Source organism: Agromyces larvae (assembly GCF_022811705.1).
Classification (GTDB): Bacteria; Actinomycetota; Actinomycetes; order Actinomycetales; family Microbacteriaceae; genus Agromyces; species Agromyces larvae.
In genome coordinates this window covers 696533-718842 of the sequence record NZ_CP094528.1, presented here as the reverse complement: position 1 = coordinate 718842, position 22310 = coordinate 696533, and the positions used below count along the sequence as shown (strand labels likewise).

Sequence of the window (22310 nt, the reverse complement as noted above, 5' to 3'; positions counted from 1 at the left end):
CCCTCAGCGCGCGGGTCCCCCGCCGCCGGACGTTCCGCCTGTACCGCCGCCGACGGTCGTGGCATTCGCCGCCGCGGCCGCCCGGGCCTCGATGCGCTGTTCGAGCCGCACGACCTCGGCGAGTTCCGACTCCCAGCGGCGGTACGCCGCCTGGCGTGCAGCCGCACGCTCGTCGCGACCGGTGCGCAGGTAGGCGAGGTTGACGGCTTTGCGGTCGGCAGCCTCGAACTCCCGGCGCACCTCCTCGGCGCGCGTACGCGCACGCTGCAGCGCTCGCAGTTCCACGAGCACCCCTGCCGCGACGTCCCTCCCGTGGCGGCGCGCGTCGATCTCCTCCACGAGCATCTCGTAGTCGCGGTGGGTGCGCGCCTGCAGTTCGAGCGCCTCGCGGTAGCGATCGCGTGCCTCGACGAGTCGCGGGTCGTTCGCCGGGAGGGTCCGCTCGAACACGTCGAGGCGCCGCATCGCGATGCCGACTTGGCGTGCCCGGTCCGTCACTCGTTCGTAGATGCGGTCCCGGGCCGCCCGGTCTGCACCGTACACGCTCTGGTAGTACGCCTGCGCCTCGGCGTGCGTCAGGTCGCCGGCGCGGAACGTCTCGGCCTGCCGCCCACCGGTCTGCGCCTCCAGCGCGGCCTTCGCGGCCTGCCGGTCGAGTCCGTGCAGCAAGGGGTCGTCGGGCAGGCGGTCGAGCATCTGCCGGAGGGTCTCGCCGGGTTGCCGCACGCGCTCGATGTGCAGTCGCGCCATGCGGAACCACTGCAGTGCATGGCGGGCCTCGTGTGCGATCGTGTCGCAGGCTTGGGCGAACTGCTCGGGCGTGGGCTGCCGGTGTGCGACGAGGTCGCGGTTGATGTGCAGCTCCCACACGTGGAACGCGTGGCGCCCGAGCTGATCGGGCGTCGCGCCCGGGATGTGGTTGGGCAGCAGCGGCGGCGCGCCGGCTGCGATGAGCGGCCGGTTCACGATCTCGAGCAGCGCGTCGAATCGCGCCTCGGGCCCCATCCCGCGCCAGCGGTCGTAGAGGCCGACGAACTGGTCTGCGAGTGCTCGCGCCTCCGGGCCGAGGTGGGCGGCCAATGCTGCGGCGTCGACGTCGCGGCCGCCGGTCGTCGCCTTCGGCGACCTCGTGGACGCCGGTGCGGCCACGAGCCGCACCTCGGTCTGCGTGGCCCACCCGGGCGACTTCGCGTCGAGGTACTCGCTCGCGTGCTGGGCACGCTGTGCCCCCTCATCACCCGTGAAGTGCACCTCGACCTGTCGGCCGGCGCCCGCATCGATGATCACGACCTCGCCTCCGAAGACCGTCCCGGCGTTCTGCGCGAGCCCCTCCCGGTGGGCCTCGAACCGCGCGATGAGCGCCTGGCGCTCGGGCAGCGGCAGGTTCGCGCCGAGACCGGTTCCGCCCAGCAGTTCGGCGTGGAGCCGTCGCCATCCGCCTGCTTCGGTGAGGAGCGACCGCACGGCGACGTCGGAGAGACGAGCACCCGGCGCCCCAGCCCGCTTCGCGTCACCGCCGGATGTCGCGTGCCCGGCGCCGCTCGTGACCGCCTTGCCGCTCGCCGAAGGCACCGTGACCGCGGGTTTCCGAGCGCCGCTGCGCCATGCCTCGTACTCCTTCGCGACGCGGTTGTTGACGCCGGCGAGGCCGAGGTCCATTGCGACGTTCTGCACGACGTTGTCGACGATCAGGTCGGCGAACGCGTTCGCATCCTTCGGCAGCGCGGTGCCCTGCACGATGGCGTTCAGGGCGGTCTCGGTGGCGGTGATGTAGACCGACGAGGTGCCGGCGGCCATTGCGCTCGAGGTGAGCTCGGCGAGCTTCGTGCCGGCGAGGTTCGGGATCTGGTCGATGCGCGCCTTGATCGCGACCTGGAATCTGGCTTGGAGCGCACCGCCGAGGTAGGTCATGACGGCGCTCACGCCCGCCGCCTGCACGAGGCTCGCGAGTCCGAGACCGGTGCGCTGGCCGTAGTGCATCTCGGCGGCGCGTCCCAGGCCCTCCTGCGCGAAGGTGTAGCCACCGGCGACGAGCGCGGAGCCCGTGAGCCCCAGCCCGCCCGAGGCGATGCCGGCCGCGATGCTGCCGGCGGTCTTCAGCCGGTTGAGCCACTTGACCGCGGTGCCCGCGCCCGTCATGACCCGGTTCTCGTACGCGGAGAAGCGCTTGGCCGCTTCGGCGGTGGACTGCTCGGCCATCGCGATGATCGGCACGACAAGCTCGTACTTGCGCTCGCGCAGCAGCGGCCAGGCGCGCTCGATGAGCTGACGCGGATGATCCCAGATCCTTATCGACGGGTAGGAGGCGCTGCCCTCGCCGAGTGCTTCGGAGATGTGGCGGATGGCACCGAACCCGATGCGTTTCGCGTTGATGGCGCTGCGTTCCGCGTGCATCGGCCGCAGCTCGTGCCACACTTCGGTCGTCTCCTTGAGCGCCTCACGCAGTTTCGCGAGCTCCTCGCGATTCGAGACCCGCCGGGCGTACTCCTCGGGGTACTCGTTGCGCAGGTCGTCGGCGGTCACGAAGCCCTTGGTCTTGTGCACGATGCCGGGCATCGGGTGCTGCCCGAGCGCCTCGCCGGGGACGGGGCGCAGGCTGAGTTCGAGCGGCTCCTTCGTGATCCGCCCGACCGCCCACTGCCGGAAGTCGGTCTCAGCCTTGACGTCCCACTCGGGCGGCTGGCGCACGTCGTCGGCGAGGAGCAGCCGCACGTCCACGACGAGGCGTTCGTCGGGTTTCGGCGGAACGGCGCGCAGCAGCCGCTTCCGTTCCTGCAGGTAGTCGGGATGCTGCTCGCGCACGGTCCCGTAGTACGCGAAGTCGTCCCACAGCCGTCGGACTCGCGCGTCGATGTGCCAGGAGATCGTGTAGTGGTCGACGACGCGCTGCCACTGCTCGAGCTGGCCCGCGGTGAGCGCGCCCAGCAGAGCCGGAAAGCGAGCCTGGAGCGCCGCGCGAACCTCGGGCCCGCCCTTCGGGATCGGTTCGCGCGCGTACCGACCGGCGAGCGAGTCGGGGTCGAGCTCGCGCTGCAGGTGCGTCGCGACCGCGTGGTTGCCCGCGTCGCGCTGCAGGTCGAGGAGTTCGTCGGCGTGCGGCATCCAGGACGGACCGGACGGCGCCCGCGCGCGCGGCGAGCCGGGCGTACGCTTCACCGGCTTCGCTGCGCGCGCTCGGTTCACGCTTCGGTCGCCTCGTTCGTGGATCGGCACACGCCCCCTCGAGTCATCCGGAGCATCCATCTCCGCGCGCACCGGATGGTGCGTCCAGAGCTTCCGCGCAGCGGTTCGGGCAGCGATCGATGCCCGAGGGGGCGACGGATCCGCGGTGCGGCGTCGAGCACCGCCGGTGCGACGCTGCGGCGCCCCCGACGCGATGTCGCTCGCCACCGATACCGTGAGAGGCAGCTCCGTGGCAGAACAGGAAGAACCGATCCCTCATGGCCCTGACCCTCGGCCCCATCCTGCTCGATGCAGGCATCGATCCCACCCAGGCGCTCGTGATCCGCCACACCTACGTGCGGGAGCACGAAGACAGCGGCCTGCCGGGTATCCACCCCGACTCCAGTGATGCGGAGATCCTCGAGTACACGCGGAACCAGTCCGCGAACACGCAGCGGTTCCCGGCTGTACCACCTCGTCTGTGGGTCGTGTTCATCCGGGAAGGCGGCGACCAGGCGCGACTGTGGTCGGTCGTGGAGAACCGGGGCGAGATCTCGCATGACGGCATCCGACGGGTCTTCGACGTCGTCGAGTCGGAGCACCTGGCCGATCTGCGGAATCGTCTCGTGATCGGCTGGCGGTCGCCGCGCACCTGGCGGATGAACGCCACCACCGCCGCGAGCTACCCGGTCGTCGGGATCGCGGACGCCGAGCCGATCCCGTTCCCCGGCTTCGACCGCCTCGTCCTGGGCCACGCACAGCTGCAGGCCGTGATGCGCGAGCATCGGTACGCATCGTGGCGGACCGCACTCGCGTCGGTCGTGGGCATCTACCTCATCACCGACACCCGCGACGGGCGTCAGTACGTCGGCAAGGCGGACGGCGCCGAGAACATCCGTCAGCGGTGGAGCGCGTATGCGACGAACGGGCACGGCGGCAACGTCGAGCTGCGGAACCTCGAGCCGACGAGCTTCCGGTTCTCACTGCTGCGCGTCTTCGATCCGGCCACGCCGACCCGGGACATCGACGCCGCTGAACGCCACTTCAAGGACGCCCTCGACACCCGCCGTCACGGACTGAATCGCAACTAGCTCACCTCGCCGGCCCGCTGCGGTCAACTGATCGGACACCCGAGCACCAGAGGTGAACCTGACACGCCGCCGCGACGAGTTGCAGGAATGCAGACGGATTCCGACGGCACGCGGAGCGGATCCCTCTTCGGTGCGAGGGACCGAGTCGATCGGCGTCAGCGTTCGCGCGGCCGCAGCGCCGTCGACAGCTGTCGAAGTGCGCCCTCGATGGCGTCGAGCGACGCGGCGTCTACCCCGCCGGTGAATGCCTCCAGCGCTGGGCGGATGCTGATGGCGCGGATCTCGGCCACCCGCTCGGATGTCTCGCCGGCCTGACGCAGGAGTGTGCGTCGACCGTCGGCCGGATCGGGCTCGCTCACGACGGAGCCCGCCTTCACCAGGCGGGCGACGGCCTGCGAGATCGCGCTCTGCGGAAGTCCGGATCGCGCTGCGATCTCTCCGACGGTGCTGCCGGGGTTCCCCGCGATCTCGCTGGCAGCGAGCAGCGTCGTGCGGTTGCCGGCGGGGCCTGCACCGACATCCGGGAGCGCGCTCTCCGCGATCTTCATCAAACGCCTGCCGAGAAGGAAGAGCTCCATGGGATCCATCCGCAAATACTATCAAAACGAATACATCGTACTTGATGCATCAATATTGATGGAGTAACGTCGGCTTCATGACTTCCTCCATCACGGAACACTCACCCGTCCGTCGTCGCGCAACTGTGGCGCTGCCTGGAATGGATCTCTATTACGAGACCCGTGGGAGCGGGCCCCTCCTGTTGATCTCGGAGAGCGGCGAGGGCGACGCGGATCGCAGTTCGATGCTCGCCGACCGGCTCGCCCGGCACTTCACGGTCGTCACGTACGACCGCCGCGGACTCTCCCGCAGCATGCCGCTGGAGGAACGGCCTGTGACGATCGAGACGCACGCCGATGACGCCGTCCGCCTGATCGATGCGGTACGCGACTCCGGCCTCGGCGGGCTGACCGAGGAACCCGCGGTCATGCTCGGCTGCAGCATCGGAGCGGTGATCGGATTGCACGTCGCGGTCGAGCATCCGGATCGGCTCGCCACGCTGATCGCGCACGAGCCAGTCGCACCGTGGCTGCTCCCAGACGAGGAGGCGGCGTTGCACCGCGCCGAGCTGCAGCACTGTCAGGACGTCTTCCACGCGCAGGGCTGGCGGGCAGCGCTCGCACCCATGGCGAAGACCCTCGGCATCGATCCCTCGAACCAGCAGACCGAGCCGGATGCCGTACTCCCGGCCTTGGATGACCAGCGGGCGATGAACTTCTCGCGCTTCCTGGGCGTCGACTTCTCGGCAATCGCCGCGGATCGTCTGGATCCGGCGAAGCTGCGCGAGACGCCGGTACGCATCCTGCCCGCGGTCGGCGGTCTGACACCTCAAGCCGTCTTCGATCGGCGCTGCGCCGAGCGTCTCGCGCGACTCCGCGACGTGCAGCTGCTCGAGTTTCCCGGCGGGCACAACGGCAACATGACCCATCCATCGGCGTATGCGAACGCTGTGCTCGCGGCCCTCGGCCGGGCGGACGGCACCGGCGGCGACGGAGGGTCCGGATGCGGCGCGACCGCCGGCCTCCGGTGAGGGTGCCATCTCCCCCGGAATCACGCGAATCCGCGGCCGCCGGCCGGCCGCGCGAGGTCGACTTCCGGGTGTCGCCGGTTGTTCGTCTCGCCGATCTCGGCGAATCCGCCGGGAACGGAGAAGTCCCGGCGAGAAATCGCTTCTCACCGGGACTCTTTCACTCGGTCGGGCTGACAGGATTTGAACCTGCGACCCCTTGACCCCCAGTCAAGTGCGCTACCAAGCTGCGCCACAGCCCGATGCCTCCGATTGCTCGGAGGCAACTCGTCCATCATAGCGGCATCCGGAGCCGGGCTTTGACCACGCGCGCCTCGCCGTGCGGCGCAGCTCCGAGGCATCCGAGCCCGCTATCGCCTCGGCGACCCGGGTGCTTCGTCCACCAGGAACGGCCGAGCCGCCGCGAGCAACCCGCGCGGGTCGTCCGCCCAGAACCGCACCACGCCGACGGTCCGCGCGCCGCCGCGCGGCGGTCGCCCCGGCAGCGCAGCGACGACGGGGCGTTCGAGCACGATCTCGATGTTGGTCGCGTCCTGCATCCGCAGCACGAGGGCGCGCGGCGCGTCGGGCCCGTCGCCCTCGACGAACCGCGGCGACTTCGGTTCGTCGACGCGGTGGTCGATCGCGATCGACGCGATGTCGTCCCAGGTGATCGGCACGTCGATCTCGCACCGGCCGGTGGAAGGAGAACCCGGAGCCGCCGCGCTCGATCTTCGGCCGGCGAACGATCAGTCGCGCGATGCTGTCGTAGACGCGCAGCTCCATGCGCAGGACGCGCAGGGCGAGGCGACCGGCCCGCGACCAGACGGATGCCTCGGAGCGCTGCGTCTCGACGGCGGTCATCGTGCCGACTCCTCGACCGGCGCGGAAGCGTCGGCGTCCGCGACGAGTTCCGCGAGCCGATCGGCCACCGCAGCGACGCCGCGTTCGAACGCGGCCCGATCGGCGGGGGCCACGGCGGCGAGCAGCAGCGCCGAGAGTTCGGCGTGGTCGCGTTGCATCCGGGTCATGTCGGCATCCGCGCGCTCGGTGAGCTCGACCAGCACCGCGCGGCGGTCGGTCGGGTGCGGGGTGCGTCGGACATGACCGGATGCCACGAGCCCGTCCACCAGGCCCGTCACATTGCGGGCGCTCACTTCGAGGTGCTCGGCCAGGGCGTGCTGCGTCTGCGGCCCGAGGTGGCGGACCACCCAGAGCGCACGCACCCTCGCCGGCGTGAGCCCGGTGCCGGCGAACGCGCGCGCCATGTCCTTGTCGAACAGCGCGCCGATCTGCAGCAGCCGATCGAGCACGGTGGTGGGGATTTCGTGAACTGACATCATCATGAATGTACTTCACGATTCTGCGGACCTCCGGAGAACGAGCCATCGTGTCGGATGCCGCGACTATCGTGGCCGCATGGCCGGCAGCGAGTTCCGCATCGTCCCCGCCCACACCGTGCCCTTCGCCGACGTCGAGGCGGTCTTCGGCACCCGTGGCGACCCCGCGACCTGCTGGTGCCAGTGGTTCAAGATCCCCGGCTCCGACTGGCGCGAGTCGGTTCCCGAGCTGCGCGCTCGGCTCGCCGACCAGGTGGCGGATGCCTCGACCGACCCCGGTCTCATCGCCTACGACGGCGACGCACCGGTGGGTTGGGTGGCGATCGAGCCGCGGTCGCGGCTGCCCCGGCTGCGCACGAGCCGCATCGTCGCCGACGGCAGCGCGCAGCCCGACCTCGACGACGACGGCGTGTGGGCGCTGACCTGTTTCGTGGTGCCGCGGGCGCACCGACGGCGAGGCGTCGCCGGCGGGCTCGCACGAGCCGCGGTCGAGCACGCTGCCGCCCACGGCGCGCGTGTCGTCGAGGGCTACGCCATCGACCCGTCGGCGAAGTCGAAGGCCTCCGCCGCCGAGCTGTACGTCGGCACGGTCTCGATGTTCGTCGGGGCGGGGTTCGACGTGGTCGCACGTCCGACCGCGACCCGGGTCGTCATGCAGCGTCGACTGGGCGGGTGACAGGGCTCGAACCCGCGATATCCCAGAGGTCGGCGAGTGCCGCCGGCAGCGACTCGATGCGGTCGTGCGCTGCGGCGAAGGCCGCGCCGGCGATGAGCCCGTACTCGCCGGTCGGCTCGTCGGCGACGCGGGCGGCCTGCTCGGCGTCTCGCACCTGCAGCGCGAACAGCACGGCATCGCGGTGATCACCGAGCGCGTCCTGCACGACCTTCGCCGCGTCACCGAGCGCGGCGACGCCGGCCTCCGCGGAAAACACCGGGGCCGGCGAGTCGGTGAACGCCTCGGCGACGTAGCGAAGCCGACGCGCCGTCCGGCGCAGGCGGTGCAGCGACTCGAGGTCGCCGACGGCGCGCCGCTCGGCTCGGCGCACCCGGCGGAGCTCGTGGCGCAGCACGGCGGCGAGTCCGTCGGCGGCGGCACGCTCACCGCGAGTCGACGTCGGCGGCTCCCCCACGAACGCAGCCAGCGCACCGTGCACCGGCCCGGCCGCATCGATCGCGACGACGAGGCGCTCGTGCGCCGCCCGGTACCTGGCGCGCTCCGCGACGATGAGCCGCTCGACCACGGTCTCATCGGCGCCGACGCCGACGTGCTCCTCGGCGTGCCGGATCCGCACCTCGAGATCCCGCACGGCGCCGAGCTCGTCGCCGAGTCCTTCGAGCAGGTCGCGCACGCCGTCGGCGGCACCCGCCTCGAAGCACCGCTTGCCGGCACCGAGCACGCTGCGGGCGCGGCGCACGAGGATGCGCGCCTGGTGCACCGCGTCGGGCTCGTCAGCAGCTGCCGAGCGCAGCAGCCCCGGCAGCTCGTGGGCGTACCGCGTCAGCACCTCGACGATCGCGCGACCGGCGGTCGCGTCATCCGTTCCGTGCCGGTCAGCCCGTGACATCCGTGCCCTCCACCCTGATGCGCTTGATGCGCGCGGTCTCGCCGCGCACGATCTCGACCCGTCGGCGCGGCACGCCGAAGTGGGCCGCGACCGCCTCGATGACCCCGCGGTTCGCCGCGCCGTCGACCGCCCGCTCGCGCACGTGCACGATGAGCGACGCAGCGGGGTCATCGATTGCCGCCTCGACGAGCGGGCCGCGGCGACTGCCGGGCTTCACGCGCACGGTGACCTCCATGCTGCGAGGGTATCGCCCGAGTCGGGCCCGCCGACGACTGCCGGCGGCGGCCGATTCCCGTGAAGGCGGAATACCCGCCCCGCATCACCGACTTGGGTTCAGTATGGCCTCACCCGCAACAGCCTCCGCCGTCGGATTCCGTTCCGAGCGTGGGCCGATCCTCATCGCCCTCATGCTCTCGACGGGGCTCATCGCGATCGACGCGACGATCCTGGCCACGGCGGTGCCGAGTGTGGTGAAGGACCTGGGGTCGTTCGAGCAGTTCCCATGGCTGTTCTCGGTGTACCTGCTCGCGCAGTCGGTGTCGGTGCCGATCTACTCGAAGCTCGCCGACACCATCGGGCGCAAGCCGGTGATCCTGATCGGGGTCGGGCTGTTCCTGCTCGGTTCCATCCTGTGCGGCTTCGCATGGAGCATGCCGGCGCTGATCGCGTTCCGCGCGGTGCAGGGGCTCGGCGCCGGCGCAGTGGCGCCGATGGCGATGACCATCGTGGGCGATGTGTACACCGTCGCCGAGCGGGCGAAGGTGCAGGGGTACATCGCGAGCGTGTGGGCGATCTCGTCGGTGGTGGGTCCGGCGCTCGGCGGCGTGTTCAGCCAGTTCGCCTCCTGGCGGTGGATCTTCTTCGTGAACGTCCCGCTGTGCCTGATCGCGGGCGCGATGCTCCTGCGCAACTACCACGAGCGGGTCGAGCGCCGCCGGCACCGCATCGACGTCGCCGGTGCGGTGCTGCTCACGGTGGGATTGACGTCGGTGATCCTGGCCCTGCTCGAAGGTGGGCACGCTTGGCCGTGGGCGTCGTGGCAGACGGTCGCGGCGTTCGGCCTCGGCGCGGCCGCGCTCGTCGCGTTCGCCCTCGTCGAGCGGCGCGCCGCCGAACCGGTGCTCGACCTTTCGCTGTTCGGCCGGCGGCTCATCTCGACGACGACGCTCATCGGCGTGGGCGTCGGTGCGGTGATGATCGGCATCACGTCGTACGTGCCCACCTACCTCGAGGGGTCGATCCGAGTGGTTCCGCTCGTCGCGGGCGTCGCGGTCGCCGCGCTCACGCTCGGCTGGCCGCTCGCCGCGTCCCAGGCGGGCCGGATGTACCTGCGATTCGGGTTCCGAGCGACCGTGCTCATCGGGGCGACGATCGTGGTCGTCGGCTCCCTCGGGCTGATCGCGATCGCCCCGTACCCGAATCCGTGGTCGGTCGCGGGGGTCGCGTTCGTCATGGGCTTCGGGCTCGGCTGGGTGGCCGCGCCGAGCCTGATCGCGGCGCAGTCATCGGTCGGATGGCACGAGCGCGGCGTCGTGACCGGGCTGAACGCGTTCTCGCGGTCAGCAGGCAGCGCCGTGGGCGTCGCGGTGTTCGGCGCGATCGCGAACGCGTTCCTGCTCGACACCCCCGGCGGTGCGCAGAACCCCGCCGCCGTGGTCAACGCGACGGAGGCGGTGTTCATCGGGGTCGCGGTGACCGCGGTGCTCATGCTGCTCGCCGCGCTCGCGATGCCCAAGGTGCGCGTCGAGCACCTCGAACCGACGCCCGCGGTCGAGGCCGCAGCCTGAGTGGCCCGGGGTGGGCGCGACGCATCCCAAGACCCCCGAGCGGCGCGGACCTAACCGCGCGGACCTGACCGCGGTCCGCGTGCCCTGACTAGCGCTGCCGCCGCTCGCGCACCCGCATGTTCACGACGATCGGCGAGCCCTCGAACCCGTAGACCTCGCGCAGGCGCCGCTGGATGAACCGGCGGTAGCCCGGGTCGAGGAACCCGGTCGTGAACAGCACGAACGTCGGCGGCCGGGTCGAGGCCTGCGTGCCGAACAGGATGCGCGGCTGCTTGCCGCCGCGCACCGGGTGCGGGTGCTCCTGCGTGAGCTCGGTGAGGAACGCGTTGAACTTGCCGGTCGGGATGCGCGTGTCCCACGACTCGAGCGCAGTCTCGAGAGCCGGCACGAGCTTCTCCAGGTGCCGGCCGGTCTTCGCCGAGATGTTGACCCGCGGCGCCCATGCGACGTGGTGCAGGTCCTGTTCGATCTCGCGTTCGAGGTAGCGACGGCGGTCGTCGTCGAGCAGGTCCCACTTGTTGTAGGCGAGCACGAGCGCACGGCCCGATTCGAGCACGAGGTCGATGATGCGCACGTCCTGCTCGCTGATCGGCTGCGAGACGTCCAGCAGCACGACGGCGACTTCGGCCTTCTCGAGCGCCGCCTGGGTGCGCAGCGACGCGTAGAAGTCGGCGCCCTGCTGCAGGTGCACGCGGCGGCGGATGCCGGCGGTGTCGACGAACCGCCACACCTTGCCGCCGAGCTCGATCTGCTCGTCGACGGGGTCGCGGGTGGTGCCGGCGAGGTCGTTGACCACGACCCGCTCCTCGCGGGCGGCCTTGTTCAGCAGGGAGCTCTTGCCGACGTTCGGCCGGCCGAGGATCGCGACGCGCCGCGGCCCGCCGACCTCCTGCTTGGCGACCGCCGAGACTTCGGGCAGGACCTTGAACACCTGGTCGAGCAGGTCGGCCACACCGCGGCCGTGCAGTGCCGACACGGGGTACGGCTCGCCGAGACCGAGGTTCCAGAGGGCGTACACCTCGGGCTCCTGGCGGGCATCGTCGACCTTGTTCGCCACGAGGAACACGGGCTTGTTCGTCTTGCGCAGCAGTTTCACGACGTGCTCGTCGGTCGACGTGGCGCCGACCGTCGCATCGACGACGAACAGCACCACGTCGCTCAGGTCGATCGCGACCTCGGCCTGCGCCGCGACCGATGCGTCGATGCCCTTCGCGTCGGGCTCCCAGCCGCCGGTGTCGACGACGGTGAACCGACGGTCGAGCCACTCCCCCTTGTACGACACCCGGTCGCGCGTGACACCCGGCACGTCTTCGACGACCGCCTCGCGGCGGCCGATGATGCGGTTCACGAGCGCCGACTTGCCGACGTTCGGGCGGCCGACGATCGCGATGACCGGCAACGCGGGCAGGAACCGCACGCCGTCTTCGTCGTCCTCGCCGTGTTCGAGCAGCGCGAGGTCTTCGTCGTCGAGCTCGTACTCCTCGAGCCCCGAGCGCAGCGCGGCGGCACGCTGGTCGGCGAGCTCCTCGTCGACGTCGGCGAGGCGCTCGGCGAGGTCGTCGTCGTGGCCTGCGTACTCGTCGTCGCGGTCGGTCATGGTGTCTCCTCAAGTCGTCGGGGCGGGCACGGCGAACCGCCGGTGCACGCGGACCCCCGCTCTATTCAACCAGTGACCGGCTGGGAACCTCTGATGACCGCGATCACCGCGGCCACCGTCTCGTCGAAGTCCAGCTCGGTCGAGTCGACGGTGACGACACCCTCGGCGGCGGTCATGAAGTCGACCACCTTCGAGTCGGCCCGGTCGCGGGCACGCAACTGCTCGGCGGTCGCCTCGGCGGGCACGTCGGCGAGTTCGGCTGCGCGCCGGGCCATCCGCACCTCCTCCGACGCGGTGAGGAGCACCCGCACCGGTGCGTCGGGGGCGACGACCGTGGTGATGTCGCGGCCCTCGACCACGATGCCGGGCCGCGGCTCGGCCGCCATGATGGCGCGGAACAGCTCGATCAGGTGCGTGCGCACCTCGGGCACGCGGGCGACCCGGCTGACGATGCCCGAGATGTGCGGCTCTCGGATCGCGCTCGTCACGTCGGTGTCGCCGACGTGCACCCCGTACCCGGCGGGGTCGGTTCCGATCCGGTAGTCGAAGCTCTCGAGGCATCCGATCACCGACGCCGCGTCGTCGGTGTCGACGCCGGATGCCTCGGCGTGCCACGCGAGCGCGCGGTACGCCGCGCCGGTGTCGAGGAACCCGTAGCCGAGCTCGCGCGCGACCGCCTTCGAGACGCTGGACTTGCCGCTGCCGGCAGGGCCGTCGACGGCGACGACGATCGGGTAGACGAGGGCGTGGGTCACGGTCATCCTGCGATCCGCCAGCCGCGCGCGGCCAGCTCGGTCGAGAGACGGTCGACCGCCTCGGGGAGCACGGCGATCTCGGCGAGGCCGACCTGGCGGCCCTGCGCGTGTTCGAGCCGGAGGTCTTCGAGGTTCACGCCGATCTCGCCGATCTCGGCGAGCAGGCGCGCGAGCTGGCCCGGGCGATCGTCGACCATCACGGTCAGCGTCGCGAACCGCTTGTCGGTGCCGTGCTTGCCCGGCAGCCTCGAGACGCCGGCGTTGCCGCCCGCGAGTTCTTCGGCGACGCGCCGGCGCGCACCGGGCGCGGCGGGGTCGGCGAGGGCGTCGATGAAGCGGTCGAGGTCGTCGCGGTAGGCGACCAGGATGTCGCGAACGGATGCCGCGTTCGCGCCGAGGATCTGCACCCAGAGGTCGGGGTCGCTCGCGGCGACGCGCGTGACGTCGCGCACCCCCTGGCCGGCGAGTCCGAGTGCGTCGCTCGGTGCGTCGATGAATCGGCGCGCCATGAGGCTCGACACCACCTGCGGCACGTGCGAGATGAGCGCGACGCCGCGATCGTGCTGTTCGGGTGTCATCTCGACGAGCGTGCCGCCGAGGTCGAGGATGAGGTCGTCGACCGCGCTCGCCCGCCGGTAGCTGATGTCGTCGTGGGCGGCGACCACCCAGGGTCGCCCCTGGAACAGGTCGGCGCGGCCGGCGAGCGGCCCGCCGCGTTCGCGGCCGGCGAGCGGGTGCGAGCCGAGGTAGCGCGTGACATCCGCGCCCTGGTCGCGCAGGTCCTGCAGGATGCCGGCCTTCACGCTCGCGACGTCGGTCACGATCGCATCGGGGAAGGCGGCGAGCTCGGATGCCACGACCTGCGCCGTGACGTCGGGCGGCACCGCCACCACGATGAGCTCGGGTTCGTCGCCCGGGGCGGCCGCGCGGCCGGCGCCGAGGTCGACCGCGATCGCCACATGCGTGGGCGAGGCATCCGCGAGGATCACCTCGACCCCGCGCTGGCGCAGCCCGAGCGCAACGCTGGTGCCGAGCAGGCCGACGCCGACGACCCGCACCGGCCCGGTGAGTCGTGACTCGACCAACCTCAGTCCTTTCGCTTGCGGCCGCCGTCTGCGGCACGCGAGAGGGTGAGCAGTTGGCCGAGTTCCACCTTAGTCAACTCGCGCATCCGGCCCGACTGCAGGGTGCCCAGGTGCAGCGGCCCGAACTGGCGGCGCACGAGTTCGATCACGGGGTGTCCGACCTCGGCCATCATGCGTCGCACGATGCGGTTGCGGCCCGAGTGCAGGGTGAGTTCGACGAGCGTGGACCCCTCGCCCGACTGGCTCTGCAGGATGCGCCCACGATCGATCACGATCGGGCCGTCCTCGAGTTCGATCCCCTGCTTCAGCCGCTGCAGCGTCTGCGGCGTGACCCGGCCGCGCACCTTCGCGATGTACGTCTTCTCGACGCCGAACGAGGGGTGGGCGAGCACGTGCGCGAGCTCGCCGTCGTTGGTGAGCAGCAGCAGACCGCTGGTGTCCTGGTCGAGCCGGCCCACGTTGTAGACCCGTTCGTCGAGGTCGTCGGTGAAGCGGCGCAGGTCGGGGCGGCCCTGCTCGTCGCGCATCGACGAGACGACGCCGCGCGGCTTGTTCAGCAGGTAGTAGCGCTTCGCGGTGTCGAGCTGCACGGCGACGCCGTCGACCTCGACGCGGTCGTGCTTCGGGTCGACGCGTCGGCCGAGCTCGGTCACGACCTGACCGTTCACGCGCACGCGACCCTCGACGATGTACTGCTCGCTCACGCGGCGGCTCGCGACGCCCGCCGCGGCGAGCACCTTCTGCAGGCGCTCGCCCTCGGGATGCGCCGCAGGGCTCCCCGAGCCCGTCGAAGGGCGCTCGCCTCCGTCGTCACGCCCGGTCGACATCGAAGCCCCCCTGTCCGTCGTCAAGCAGCGGCGAGACCGGCGGCAGCTCGTCGAGCGAGGTGATGCCGAGGTGCTCGAGCAGCTGGTCGGTGGTCCCGTAGAGGATGGCGCCGGTCTCGGGATCGGTGTCGACCTCGGTGATGAGGCCGCGACCCGCGAGGGTGCGCACGACCGAGTCGACGTTCACGGCACGGATCGCCGCGATCGCCGATCGCGAGATCGGCTGCTTGTACGCGACCACGGCGAGCGTCTCGAGCGCGGCCTGCGAGAGCTTCTGCGTCGACTGCTCGATCACGTACCCTGCGATCAGGGCGTCGTAGTCGGCGCGCGCGTAGAACCTCCAGCCGCCGCCGACCTCGCGCAGCTCGAATCCCCGGCGGATGCCCCGCTCCCCCGTCGCATCGGTCGGTGCCGCTTCGTCGGTGCGCGGCTCGCCCGACGGCGCACCGCCGTCGTAGTCGGCGACCAGCCGGGCGATCGACGCGCGGATCTCGGCGACCGGTCGGGCGACCGCCGCAGCCAGCGCCACCGTGCTGATCGGCCGGTCGGCGACGAACAGCAGGGCCTCCAGTGCCCGATCGAGGTCCAGGCGCGGCTGGCCGGGCACGTCGAGCGGCGTCGCCACCGAGAGTTCGGGAGGCGGATCGGCCGTAGGCGCGGCGGCTGCCGGGGCTGCGGCGGCCGCGTCGTGATCAGTCGTCATAGTCGGCTCCCAGACTGTCGAGGTTCGTGTCCGACCAGTGCTCGGCCGCCCAGCGAAGCGTGAGTTCGCCCAACGGTTCGACCTGCTCGAATCCGATGGCGGCGTGCCGGTACAGCTCGAGCACGGCGAGGAACCGCGCGACCACCACACCCGACCGGTCGACGCCGGCGATGAGCTGGCGGAACGTCACCGGTTCGCCGCGTCGCAGCACGGCGACGACGTGGGCGGCCTGCTCGCGGATCGAGACGAGCGGCGCGTGCAGGTGATCGAGACCGACGATCGGCGCGTCGCGGGGGGTGAGCGCGAGCACGGCGAGTGCGGCGAAGTCGTCGACGGTGAGGGTCCAGCGCAGTTCGGGCACCCGCTCGCGGAACCGCTCCTCGAGCGGCACGGTGCGCGGATGCCGCAGCGCCTCGGCCTCGAGCCGCGCCGCGAACCACCGTGACGCCTCCTTGAACGCGCGGTACTGCAGCAGCCGCGCGAACAGCAGGTCGCGTGCCTCCAGGAGGGCGACGTCCTCGGCGTCGACCAGTTCGCCCTGCGGCAGCAGCCCAGCCACCTTCAGGTCGAGCAGGGTCGCAGCGACGACGAGGAACTCCGAGGCCCGGTCGAGGTCCTCGGCGGAGTCGAGCCCCTTCAGGTAGCCGATGAACTCGTCGGTCACCTTCGACAGCGCGACCTCGGTGATGTCGAGCTCGTGCTTGGCGATCAGCGACAGCAGCAGATCGAACGGCCCCTCGAAGTTCGCGAGCGCGACGCGGAACCCGCTGTCGACGCCCGCGTCGGGGGCATCCGTCACCGCCGCGCCGACCGGCTCACGCGACCGCGCCACGGAAGACCAGCTCCCTGGCGAGCTGACGATACGCCCGCGACGCCGCGTGCTCGGGGGCGAACTCGGTGATGGGGGTGGCGGCGACGGTCGCGTCGGGGAACTTCACCGTGCGGGTGATGACCGTCTCGAGGACGCGGTCGCCGAACGCCTCGACGACGCGCTCGAGCACCTCGCGCGAGTGCAGCGTGCGGGCGTCGTACATCGTCGCGAGGATGCCGTCGAGCGAGATCGCCGGGTTCAGCCGGTCGCGGACCTTGTCGATCGTCTCGATCAGCAACGCCACCCCGCGCAGCGCGAAGTACTCGCACTCGAGCGGGATGATCACGCCGTGGCTGGCGGTCAGCGCGTTCACGGTGAGCAGACCGAGCGACGGCTGGCAGTCGATGAGGATGACGTCGTAGTCGCCGGCGACCCGACGCAGCACACCGGCCAGGATCTGCTCGCGGGCGACCTCGCTGACGAGGTGCACCTCGGCCGCGGAGAGGTCGATGTTCGCGGGGATCACGTCCAGCCCGGCGACCCCCGTGCGCTGGATGGCGTCGCTCGGCTCGAGCTGACGCGACAGCAGCAGGTCGTAGATCGTGGGGACGTCGTGGGTCTGCACCCCGAGCCCGGCGGACAGCGCGCCCTGCGGGTCGAAGTCGACCGCGAGCACCCGCCGGCCCGCGTCCGCGAGCGCCGCCCCCAGGTTGATCGTCGTGGTCGTCTTGCCGACGCCGCCCTTCTGGTTGCACAGCGCGATCACCCGGGCGGGCCCGTGCGAGCGCAGCGGTGCGGGCTCGGGGAAGTCGCGCAGCGGTCGACCGGTGGGACCGAGCTCGGGATCCAGGGAGGCCGTGCCGTCCGCAGGGTCCTGTGTCTGCTCGATCACGTGCGATCCATCTCCTCGTCGGCCGATGTTCCCAGCCCGGTTGCTTGGTCGATTCTAGCGAGCACGTGGGTGCGCCTGCGTGTACATCTCGCGGAGTGTGTCGACCGTGACCAGCGTGTAGATCTGCGTGGTCGCCACCGACGAGTGGCCGAGCAGCTCCTGGACGACGCGCACGTCGGCGCCGCCCGCCAGCAGGTGGGTCGCGAACGAGTGCCGCAGGGTGTGCGGCGACACGTCCGCCGTGATGCCGGCGCGCTCCGCGGCATCCGTGACGAGGTCCCACACCGTCTGCCGGCCGAGACGCCCGCCGCGTGCGCCGAGGAAGAGCGCGGGCGTCGCCCGGCCGCGGGCCGACAGCAAGGGGCGGGCGCGCACCAGGTACGCGTCGAGCGCGGTGCGGGCGTACCGCCCGACCGGCACGATGCGCTGCTTGCCGCCCTTGCCGAACAGCCGGATCACCTCGTCGTCGACGAGGTCGTCGACGTTCAGCGCGGTGAGTTCCGACACCCGCGCACCGGTCGCGTAGAGCAGTTCGAGCACGGCGCGGTCGCGCAGCCGCAGCGGTTCGTCGCCGTCGGTCGCGGCGAGCAACGCCTCGACCTCCTCGACGGGGATCGCCTTCGGCAGCCGGCGCGGCGGCTTCGGCGGCCGTACGTCGCGCGACGCGTCCATCTCGACCTCGCCCTCGGCGACGAGGAATCGGTGCAGTCCGCGCACGGCCGACAGCACGCGTGCGATCGAGCTGGTCGCCAGCGTCGGCTGCCGCTCGGTGGCGAGGTGACGCTGGAAGTCCGAGAGGTCGGTCTCGGTCACGGCGGCGAGGTCGCGGATGCCCCGGGCCCCGAGCCATCCGTCGTAGATCGCGAGGTCGCGCCGGTAGGCCGCGAGCGTGTTGGCGGCCAGCCCCCGCTCGACGGCGAGATGCCGCAGATACCCGTCGACGCCGGCCGCGGTCACGCCGAAGGGTCCCCCTTCGGCCGCGCCGGCCATGGCGCATCGGCGGCGCCGAGCGTCGACCACCCGCGCCCGCGGGCGACCTGGGCGGCGAGCACTGCCGCGACGAGCGGGGCGTTCTGCACGCGACGCGCGAGCACGGCGTCGACGCAGTCGTCGAGGTCGACCCAGCGCGCCTCCAGGTCGGCTTCCTCGTCGGTGCGCGCGAAGGCGACGTCGGTGGGCCGCACGTCGCGCGCGAGGAACACGCGGATGGCTTCGTCGTTGCCGCCGGGCGAGGTGAGCAGGTCGACCAGGACCGACCAGTCGTCGGCCTCGAGATCGGCCTCCTCGGCCAGTTCGCGCTTCGCCGCGTCGAGCGGCGACTCGCCGTCGACGTCGAGCAACCCGGCCGGGATCTCCCAATCGCGGGTGCGCACCGGGTGCCGGTACTGCTTGATGAGCAACGCTCGCCCCCGATCGTCGAGGGCGAGCACGCCGACCGCCCCGGGATGGTCCACGTAGTCGCGCACGATCCGCTCGCCGCCGTACTCGACGGTGTCGCGCCGCACATCCCAGACCCGCCCCGCGAACACCCGTTCGGATTCGACGACCGGCGCCCGGTGGGGCTCGTCGGCGAGCAGTTCGAGCGCCGCCTCAGGCATTCGTCTCGTCGTCGTCGAAGAGCTTGCTCGCGCTCTGCCGTTCGAGAGCGGCGCCCACGAGCCCGCGGAACAGCGGGTGCGGCGCGTTCGGGCGGCTGCGCAGTTCGGGGTGCGCCTGGGTGCCGATGTAGAACGGGTGCGCGTCGCGCGGCAGCTCGACGTACTCGACGAGGTTGCGGTCGGGCGACAGCCCCGAGAACACCAGGCCCGCCTCGGCGATGCGGTCGCGGTACGAGTTGTTCACCTCGTAGCGGTGGCGGTGGCGCTCCGAGACCTCGGTCGACCCGTACAGCTCGGCCGCGAGCGAACCCTCGTCGAGCGCCGCCGGGTAGAGGCCCAGCCGCATGGTGCCGCCGAGGTCGCCGCCGGCGATGATCTCGACCTGCTCCTCCATGGTCGCGATGACCGGGAACTCGGTGTCGGGGTCGAACTCGCTGGACGACGCGCCGGGAAGGCCGGCGACGTTGCGCGAGTACTCGATGACCATGCACTGCAGGCCGAGGCAGAGCCCCAGCGCGGGCAGCCCGTTCTCACGGGCGAATCGCAGCGCGCCGAGCTTGCCCTCGATGCCGCGCACGCCGAAGCCGCCCGGCACGCAGATGCCGTCGAGGTGGGCGAGGTGCTTCTGCGCCCCTTCGGGGGTGCGGCACTCGTCCGACGGGATCCACTCGATCTTCACCTTCGCGTCGTTCGCGAAGCCACCCGCGCGCAGCGCTTCGGTGACCGACAGGTACGCGTCGGGCAGGTCGATGTACTTGCCCACGAGGCCGATCGTGACCTCGTGCTTCGGGTCGTGCACGACGCGCAGCAGTTCGCTCCAGCCCGACCAGTCGACGTCGTTCGCCTTCTCGTCGAGTCCGAGCGCGTCGATCAGGTATGCGTCGAGTCCCTGGTCGTGCAGCATCGTCGGGATGTCGTAGATCGACGGCACGTCGACCGCGTTCACGACCGCCGCCTCGTCGACGTCGCACATCAGCGCGATCTTGCGCTTGTTCGACTCGGTGACGGGCCGGTCGCTGCGCAGCACGAGCGCGTCGGGCTGGATGCCGATCGAGCGCAGGGCCGCGACCGAGTGCTGGGTGGGCTTGGTCTTCTGCTCGCCCGACGCGCCCATGAACGGCACCAGGGAGACGTGCACGAAGAAGACGTTCTTGCGGCCGAGTTCGTGGCGCACCTGACGAGCGGACTCGATGAACGGCTGCGACTCGATGTCGCCGACGGTGCCGCCGATCTCGGTGATGATCACGTCGGGCTTGGGCGACTCCGACGCCTGCAGGCGCATGCGCCGCTTGATCTCGTCGGTGATGTGCGGGATGACCTGCACGGTGTCGCCCAGGTATTCGCCGCGCCGCTCTTTCGCGATCACGGTCGAGTAGATCTGGCCGGTGGTCACGTTCGCGGCCTGGCTCAGCTCGATGTCGAGGAACCGCTCGTAGTGACCGATGTCGAGGTCGGTCTCGGCGCCGTCGTCGGTCACGAACACCTCGCCGTGCTGGAACGGGTTCATCGTGCCGGGGTCGACGTTGAGGTACGGGTCGAGTTTCTGCATGACGACGCGGAGCCCGCGTGCCGTGAGCAGGTTGCCGAGGCTGGCGGCCGTGAGGCCCTTGCCCAACGAAGAAACGACACCACCAGTCACGAAGATGTGCTTGGTCGTGTCGTCGGAGAGATCGGTATCGGAAGTCTGTGCGCCGCGTTCATCCACCACGGGCTTATAGCCTATCCGACGATTCTCCGAGTCGGCCCAGAACCGACCGGGTGTCGTCGACCCGACGCGACCCGACTCCTCGTCCGGCCCTGCGCACCGTCGCTCACGCGGCGTCGGCCGCGAGCCCGAGCAGCTCGCGCGCGTGCGCGAGTCCGCTCTCGCTGTCGGCCAGCCCCGACAGCAGCCGCGCCATCTCGGCCTCGCGTTCGGCGCCCGAGAGCTGTCGCACGCTCGACGCGGTCACCTGCCCGTCGGTGCCCTTCACCACGGTGAGGTGGTTCGTCGCGAAGGCCGCCACCTGCGCCAGGTGGGTGACCACGATCACCTGGGACCGCTCGGCGAGCTTCGCGAGCCGCCGGCCGATCTCGATGGCCGCGGCTCCGCCCACGCCGGCGTCGACCTCGTCGAACACGAACGTCGGCACGGGATCGGTGCCCGCGATCACGACCTCGATCGCCAGCATCACTCGGGACAGCTCGCCGCCCGACGCACCGCGCGAGACGGGCCGCGGTTCGGTGCCCGGATGCGGGCGCAGCAGCAGGAGCACCTGATCGCGCCCGTGCGAGGCGGGCTCGGCGAGCGGTTCGACGACGACGCTGAGCTCGGCGTCGGGCATCGCGAGCGCGGAGAGCTCGGCGGTCACCTCGCCGGCGAGCCGCGACGCCGCGGCCTCGCGCAGCGCCGTCAGCCGGCCGGCCAGTTCGTCGACGCGGGCTTCGAGTTCGGCGACGGATGCCTCGAGCTGCACGATGCGGTCGTCGTCGCCGTCGAGCTCGATGAGCCTCAGGCCGCCCGTGCGGCGGAACTCGAGCACGTCGTCGAGACTCGTGCCGTGCCGGCGGATGAGCGCGTTCAACTCGGCTCGGCGTTCCTGCACGGTCTCGAGTTCGCGGGCTCCGTCGGCGTCGAGCCCGGCGAGATAGCTCGACAGCTCCCCTGCGGCCTCGGCGAGCAGGAACCCGGCGTTCTGCAGCATCCCGGCGATCGGGGCGAGCGCGGGGTCGTGCGGCGCCATCCGCTCCAGATGCCGTCGAGCGCTCTCGACGAGGGTCACCGCGTCGGGTGCGTCGTCGATCGCCTCTTCGGAGGAGACGAGCTCGCGGGCCTGCGCGGCGGCGAAGCGCAGTTCTTCGAGGTTGGTGAGCCGGTCGGCGCGCTCGGAGAGCTCCGCGTCCTCACCCGGCTGCGGGTCGGCCGCTTCGACCTCGTCGAGCGCCTCACGCAGCTCGACGGCCTCGCGCGCGCGGGCGTCGTGCTCGGATCGGAGCCGTTCGAGCAGTTCGGCGTCGTCACGCCAGGCGCGGAACGCGGTGCGGTACTCGGCGAGCACCTCGATCAGCTCGGGCCCGGCGAATCGGTCGAGCGCCTCGCGCTGCGCCGTGGCCGAACGCAACCGCTGCTGATCGGCCTGGCCGTGCACGACGACGAGCCGCTCGCCGAGCTCGGCCAGCACGCCGACGGGTGTGCTCCGGCCGCCGACCACCGCGCGGCTCCGCCCCTCCGCCGACACCGACCTGCCGAGCAGCAGCTCACCGGCCTCGATCTCGCCGCCGGCCTCCTCCACCCGTTCGCGGATCTCGTCGGCCGCGGCATCCGAGAGCAGCCAGCGCCCCTCGGCCCACGCCTGCTTCGCGCCCGAGCGGACCGCGCCGGCGTCGGAGCGGGCGCCGAGCAGCAGGCCGAGCGCGGTGACGACCATCGTCTTGCCGGCGCCCGTCTCCCCCGTGACGGCGGTGAACCCGGGCCCGAGCGGCAGCGTCGCCTCGGCGATCACGCCGAGATCGCGGATGCCCAGCTCTTCGATCACGCGCGTCCCTCGCTCACA

The 22310-nt window shown here is 71.5% G+C and carries 21 protein-coding genes and 1 tRNA gene; 4 read left to right on the top strand and 18 right to left on the bottom strand.

What is annotated here, in order from left to right; translation table 11 throughout:
• Window positions 1-3: 3 nt before the first annotated feature.
• The gene (locus MTO99_RS03285) at window positions 4-3183 is read right to left on the bottom strand and encodes a hypothetical protein (protein WP_243556925.1); all 3180 of its coding nucleotides are present in this window, start codon (window positions 3181-3183) and stop codon (window positions 4-6) included.
• Between the two features lie 257 nt (window positions 3184-3440).
• Between MTO99_RS03285 and MTO99_RS03280 the strand changes: the two genes are divergently transcribed.
• Window positions 3441-4253 carry a GIY-YIG nuclease family protein gene (locus MTO99_RS03280; protein ID WP_243556923.1) on the top strand — a complete coding sequence of 271 codons (813 nt, stop codon included), beginning with the start codon at window positions 3441-3443 and terminating at the stop codon, window positions 4251-4253.
• A 155-nt stretch (window positions 4254-4408) separates the two neighbouring features.
• Here the strand turns inward: MTO99_RS03280 and MTO99_RS03275 are convergent, their stop codons facing one another.
• Complete coding sequence (locus tag MTO99_RS03275; protein ID WP_243556922.1) at window positions 4409-4840, bottom strand: MarR family winged helix-turn-helix transcriptional regulator; 432 nt, start codon at window positions 4838-4840, stop codon at window positions 4409-4411.
• A gap of 68 nt (window positions 4841-4908) precedes the next feature.
• On the opposite strand from MTO99_RS03275, the gene MTO99_RS03270 reads away from it, so the two are divergent.
• Window positions 4909-5841, top strand: a complete 933-nt coding sequence (locus MTO99_RS03270) for an alpha/beta fold hydrolase (RefSeq protein WP_243556920.1) — start codon at window positions 4909-4911, stop codon at window positions 5839-5841.
• A gap of 165 nt (window positions 5842-6006) precedes the next feature.
• Here MTO99_RS03270 and MTO99_RS03265 read toward each other — a convergent pair.
• From MTO99_RS03265 to MTO99_RS03255, 3 genes are all read right to left on the bottom strand, one after another.
• Window positions 6007-6080, bottom strand: a tRNA-Pro gene (locus tag MTO99_RS03265).
• Between the two features lie 108 nt (window positions 6081-6188).
• Window positions 6189-6497, bottom strand: coding sequence for a hypothetical protein (locus MTO99_RS03260; protein ID WP_243556918.1), 309 nt, complete (start codon window positions 6495-6497; stop codon window positions 6189-6191).
• Between the two features lie 180 nt (window positions 6498-6677).
• A complete protein-coding gene (locus MTO99_RS03255; protein WP_243556916.1) occupies window positions 6678-7157 on the bottom strand; it encodes a MarR family winged helix-turn-helix transcriptional regulator in 480 nt (159 codons plus the stop codon).
• Window positions 7158-7236: 79 nt separating this feature from the next.
• On the opposite strand from MTO99_RS03255, the gene MTO99_RS03250 reads away from it, so the two are divergent.
• The gene (locus MTO99_RS03250; RefSeq protein WP_243556915.1) at window positions 7237-7833 is read left to right on the top strand and encodes a GNAT family N-acetyltransferase; all 597 of its coding nucleotides are present in this window, start codon (window positions 7237-7239) and stop codon (window positions 7831-7833) included.
• On the opposite strand, the gene MTO99_RS03245 is transcribed toward MTO99_RS03250, so the two are convergent.
• Window positions 7808-8722: a CHAD domain-containing protein gene (locus MTO99_RS03245; protein WP_243556914.1), complete on the bottom strand. Its 915-nt coding sequence runs from the start codon at window positions 8720-8722 to the stop codon at window positions 7808-7810. The genes MTO99_RS03250 and MTO99_RS03245 overlap by 26 nt on opposite strands.
• Window positions 8709-8957, bottom strand: a complete 249-nt coding sequence (locus MTO99_RS03240) for a DUF167 domain-containing protein (protein ID WP_149159263.1) — start codon at window positions 8955-8957, stop codon at window positions 8709-8711. Before MTO99_RS03240 ends, MTO99_RS03245 begins: the two co-directional genes overlap by 14 nt.
• A gap of 103 nt (window positions 8958-9060) precedes the next feature.
• On the opposite strand from MTO99_RS03240, the gene MTO99_RS03235 reads away from it, so the two are divergent.
• Window positions 9061-10509 carry an MFS transporter gene (locus tag MTO99_RS03235; RefSeq protein WP_243556913.1) on the top strand — a complete coding sequence of 483 codons (1449 nt, stop codon included), beginning with the start codon at window positions 9061-9063 and terminating at the stop codon, window positions 10507-10509.
• Between the two features lie 88 nt (window positions 10510-10597).
• On the opposite strand, the gene der is transcribed toward MTO99_RS03235, so the two are convergent.
• From der to recN, 11 genes are all read right to left on the bottom strand, one after another.
• Window positions 10598-12106, bottom strand: a complete 1509-nt coding sequence (der, locus tag MTO99_RS03230; protein WP_243556912.1) for a ribosome biogenesis GTPase Der — start codon at window positions 12104-12106, stop codon at window positions 10598-10600.
• Window positions 12107-12171: 65 nt separating this feature from the next.
• Window positions 12172-12867: a (d)CMP kinase gene (gene cmk, locus MTO99_RS03225; RefSeq protein ID WP_243556911.1), complete on the bottom strand. Its 696-nt coding sequence runs from the start codon at window positions 12865-12867 to the stop codon at window positions 12172-12174.
• On the bottom strand, window positions 12864-13952 hold the full coding sequence (locus MTO99_RS03220; RefSeq protein ID WP_243558925.1) for a prephenate dehydrogenase: 1089 nt from the start codon (window positions 13950-13952) through the stop codon (window positions 12864-12866). The genes cmk and MTO99_RS03220 overlap by 4 nt, the downstream gene beginning before the upstream one ends.
• Window positions 13949-14773 (bottom strand): pseudouridine synthase, encoded by an 825-nt coding sequence (locus MTO99_RS03215; protein ID WP_243556910.1) that lies wholly within the window; start codon window positions 14771-14773, stop codon window positions 13949-13951. The genes MTO99_RS03220 and MTO99_RS03215 overlap by 4 nt, the downstream gene beginning before the upstream one ends.
• Window positions 14757-15476 (bottom strand): SMC-Scp complex subunit ScpB, encoded by a 720-nt coding sequence (gene scpB, locus MTO99_RS03210; protein ID WP_243556909.1) that lies wholly within the window; start codon window positions 15474-15476, stop codon window positions 14757-14759. Before scpB ends, MTO99_RS03215 begins: the two co-directional genes overlap by 17 nt.
• The gene (locus tag MTO99_RS03205) at window positions 15466-16308 is read right to left on the bottom strand and encodes a segregation and condensation protein A (protein WP_435520791.1); all 843 of its coding nucleotides are present in this window, start codon (window positions 16306-16308) and stop codon (window positions 15466-15468) included. Before MTO99_RS03205 ends, scpB begins: the two co-directional genes overlap by 11 nt.
• Window positions 16292-17176 (bottom strand): ParA family protein, encoded by an 885-nt coding sequence (locus tag MTO99_RS03200; RefSeq protein WP_243558921.1) that lies wholly within the window; start codon window positions 17174-17176, stop codon window positions 16292-16294. Before MTO99_RS03200 ends, MTO99_RS03205 begins: the two co-directional genes overlap by 17 nt.
• A 57-nt stretch (window positions 17177-17233) precedes the next feature.
• Window positions 17234-18169, bottom strand: a complete 936-nt coding sequence (xerD, locus tag MTO99_RS03195) for a site-specific tyrosine recombinase XerD (RefSeq protein WP_435520790.1) — start codon at window positions 18167-18169, stop codon at window positions 17234-17236.
• Window positions 18133-18777 carry an NUDIX domain-containing protein gene (locus MTO99_RS03190; protein ID WP_243556906.1) on the bottom strand — a complete coding sequence of 215 codons (645 nt, stop codon included), beginning with the start codon at window positions 18775-18777 and terminating at the stop codon, window positions 18133-18135. Before MTO99_RS03190 ends, xerD begins: the two co-directional genes overlap by 37 nt.
• Complete coding sequence (gene pyrG, locus MTO99_RS03185) at window positions 18770-20485, bottom strand: CTP synthase (protein ID WP_290428397.1); 1716 nt, start codon at window positions 20483-20485, stop codon at window positions 18770-18772. Before pyrG ends, MTO99_RS03190 begins: the two co-directional genes overlap by 8 nt.
• Before the next feature lie 103 nt (window positions 20486-20588).
• Window positions 20589-22292 (bottom strand): DNA repair protein RecN, encoded by a 1704-nt coding sequence (gene recN / locus MTO99_RS03180; protein WP_243556904.1) that lies wholly within the window; start codon window positions 22290-22292, stop codon window positions 20589-20591.
• Window positions 22293-22310 lie beyond the last annotated feature (18 nt).

Coding starts and splice junctions, on each gene's coding strand:
- MTO99_RS03280 (WP_243556923.1), top strand. CDS start 3,441: ATGGCCCTGACCCTCGGCCCCATCCTGCTCGATGCAGGCATCGATCCC.
- MTO99_RS03275 (WP_243556922.1), bottom strand. CDS start 4,840: ATGGATCCCATGGAGCTCTTCCTTCTCGGCAGGCGTTTGATGAAGATC.
- MTO99_RS03240 (WP_149159263.1), bottom strand. CDS start 8,957: ATGGAGGTCACCGTGCGCGTGAAGCCCGGCAGTCGCCGCGGCCCGCTC.
- MTO99_RS03250 (WP_243556915.1), top strand. CDS start 7,237: ATGGCCGGCAGCGAGTTCCGCATCGTCCCCGCCCACACCGTGCCCTTC.
- MTO99_RS03235 (WP_243556913.1), top strand. CDS start 9,061: ATGGCCTCACCCGCAACAGCCTCCGCCGTCGGATTCCGTTCCGAGCGT.
- MTO99_RS03190 (WP_243556906.1), bottom strand. CDS start 18,777: ATGCCTGAGGCGGCGCTCGAACTGCTCGCCGACGAGCCCCACCGGGCG.
- der (WP_243556912.1), bottom strand. CDS start 12,106: ATGACCGACCGCGACGACGAGTACGCAGGCCACGACGACGACCTCGCC.
- cmk (WP_243556911.1), bottom strand. CDS start 12,867: ATGACCGTGACCCACGCCCTCGTCTACCCGATCGTCGTCGCCGTCGAC.
- MTO99_RS03270 (WP_243556920.1), top strand. CDS start 4,909: ATGACTTCCTCCATCACGGAACACTCACCCGTCCGTCGTCGCGCAACT.
- scpB (WP_243556909.1), bottom strand. CDS start 15,476: ATGACGACTGATCACGACGCGGCCGCCGCAGCCCCGGCAGCCGCCGCG.
- MTO99_RS03255 (WP_243556916.1), bottom strand. CDS start 7,157: ATGTCAGTTCACGAAATCCCCACCACCGTGCTCGATCGGCTGCTGCAG.
- MTO99_RS03245 (WP_243556914.1), bottom strand. CDS start 8,722: ATGTCACGGGCTGACCGGCACGGAACGGATGACGCGACCGCCGGTCGC.
- MTO99_RS03215 (WP_243556910.1), bottom strand. CDS start 14,773: ATGTCGACCGGGCGTGACGACGGAGGCGAGCGCCCTTCGACGGGCTCG.
- xerD (WP_435520790.1), bottom strand. CDS start 18,169: ATGGCCGGCGCGGCCGAAGGGGGACCCTTCGGCGTGACCGCGGCCGGC.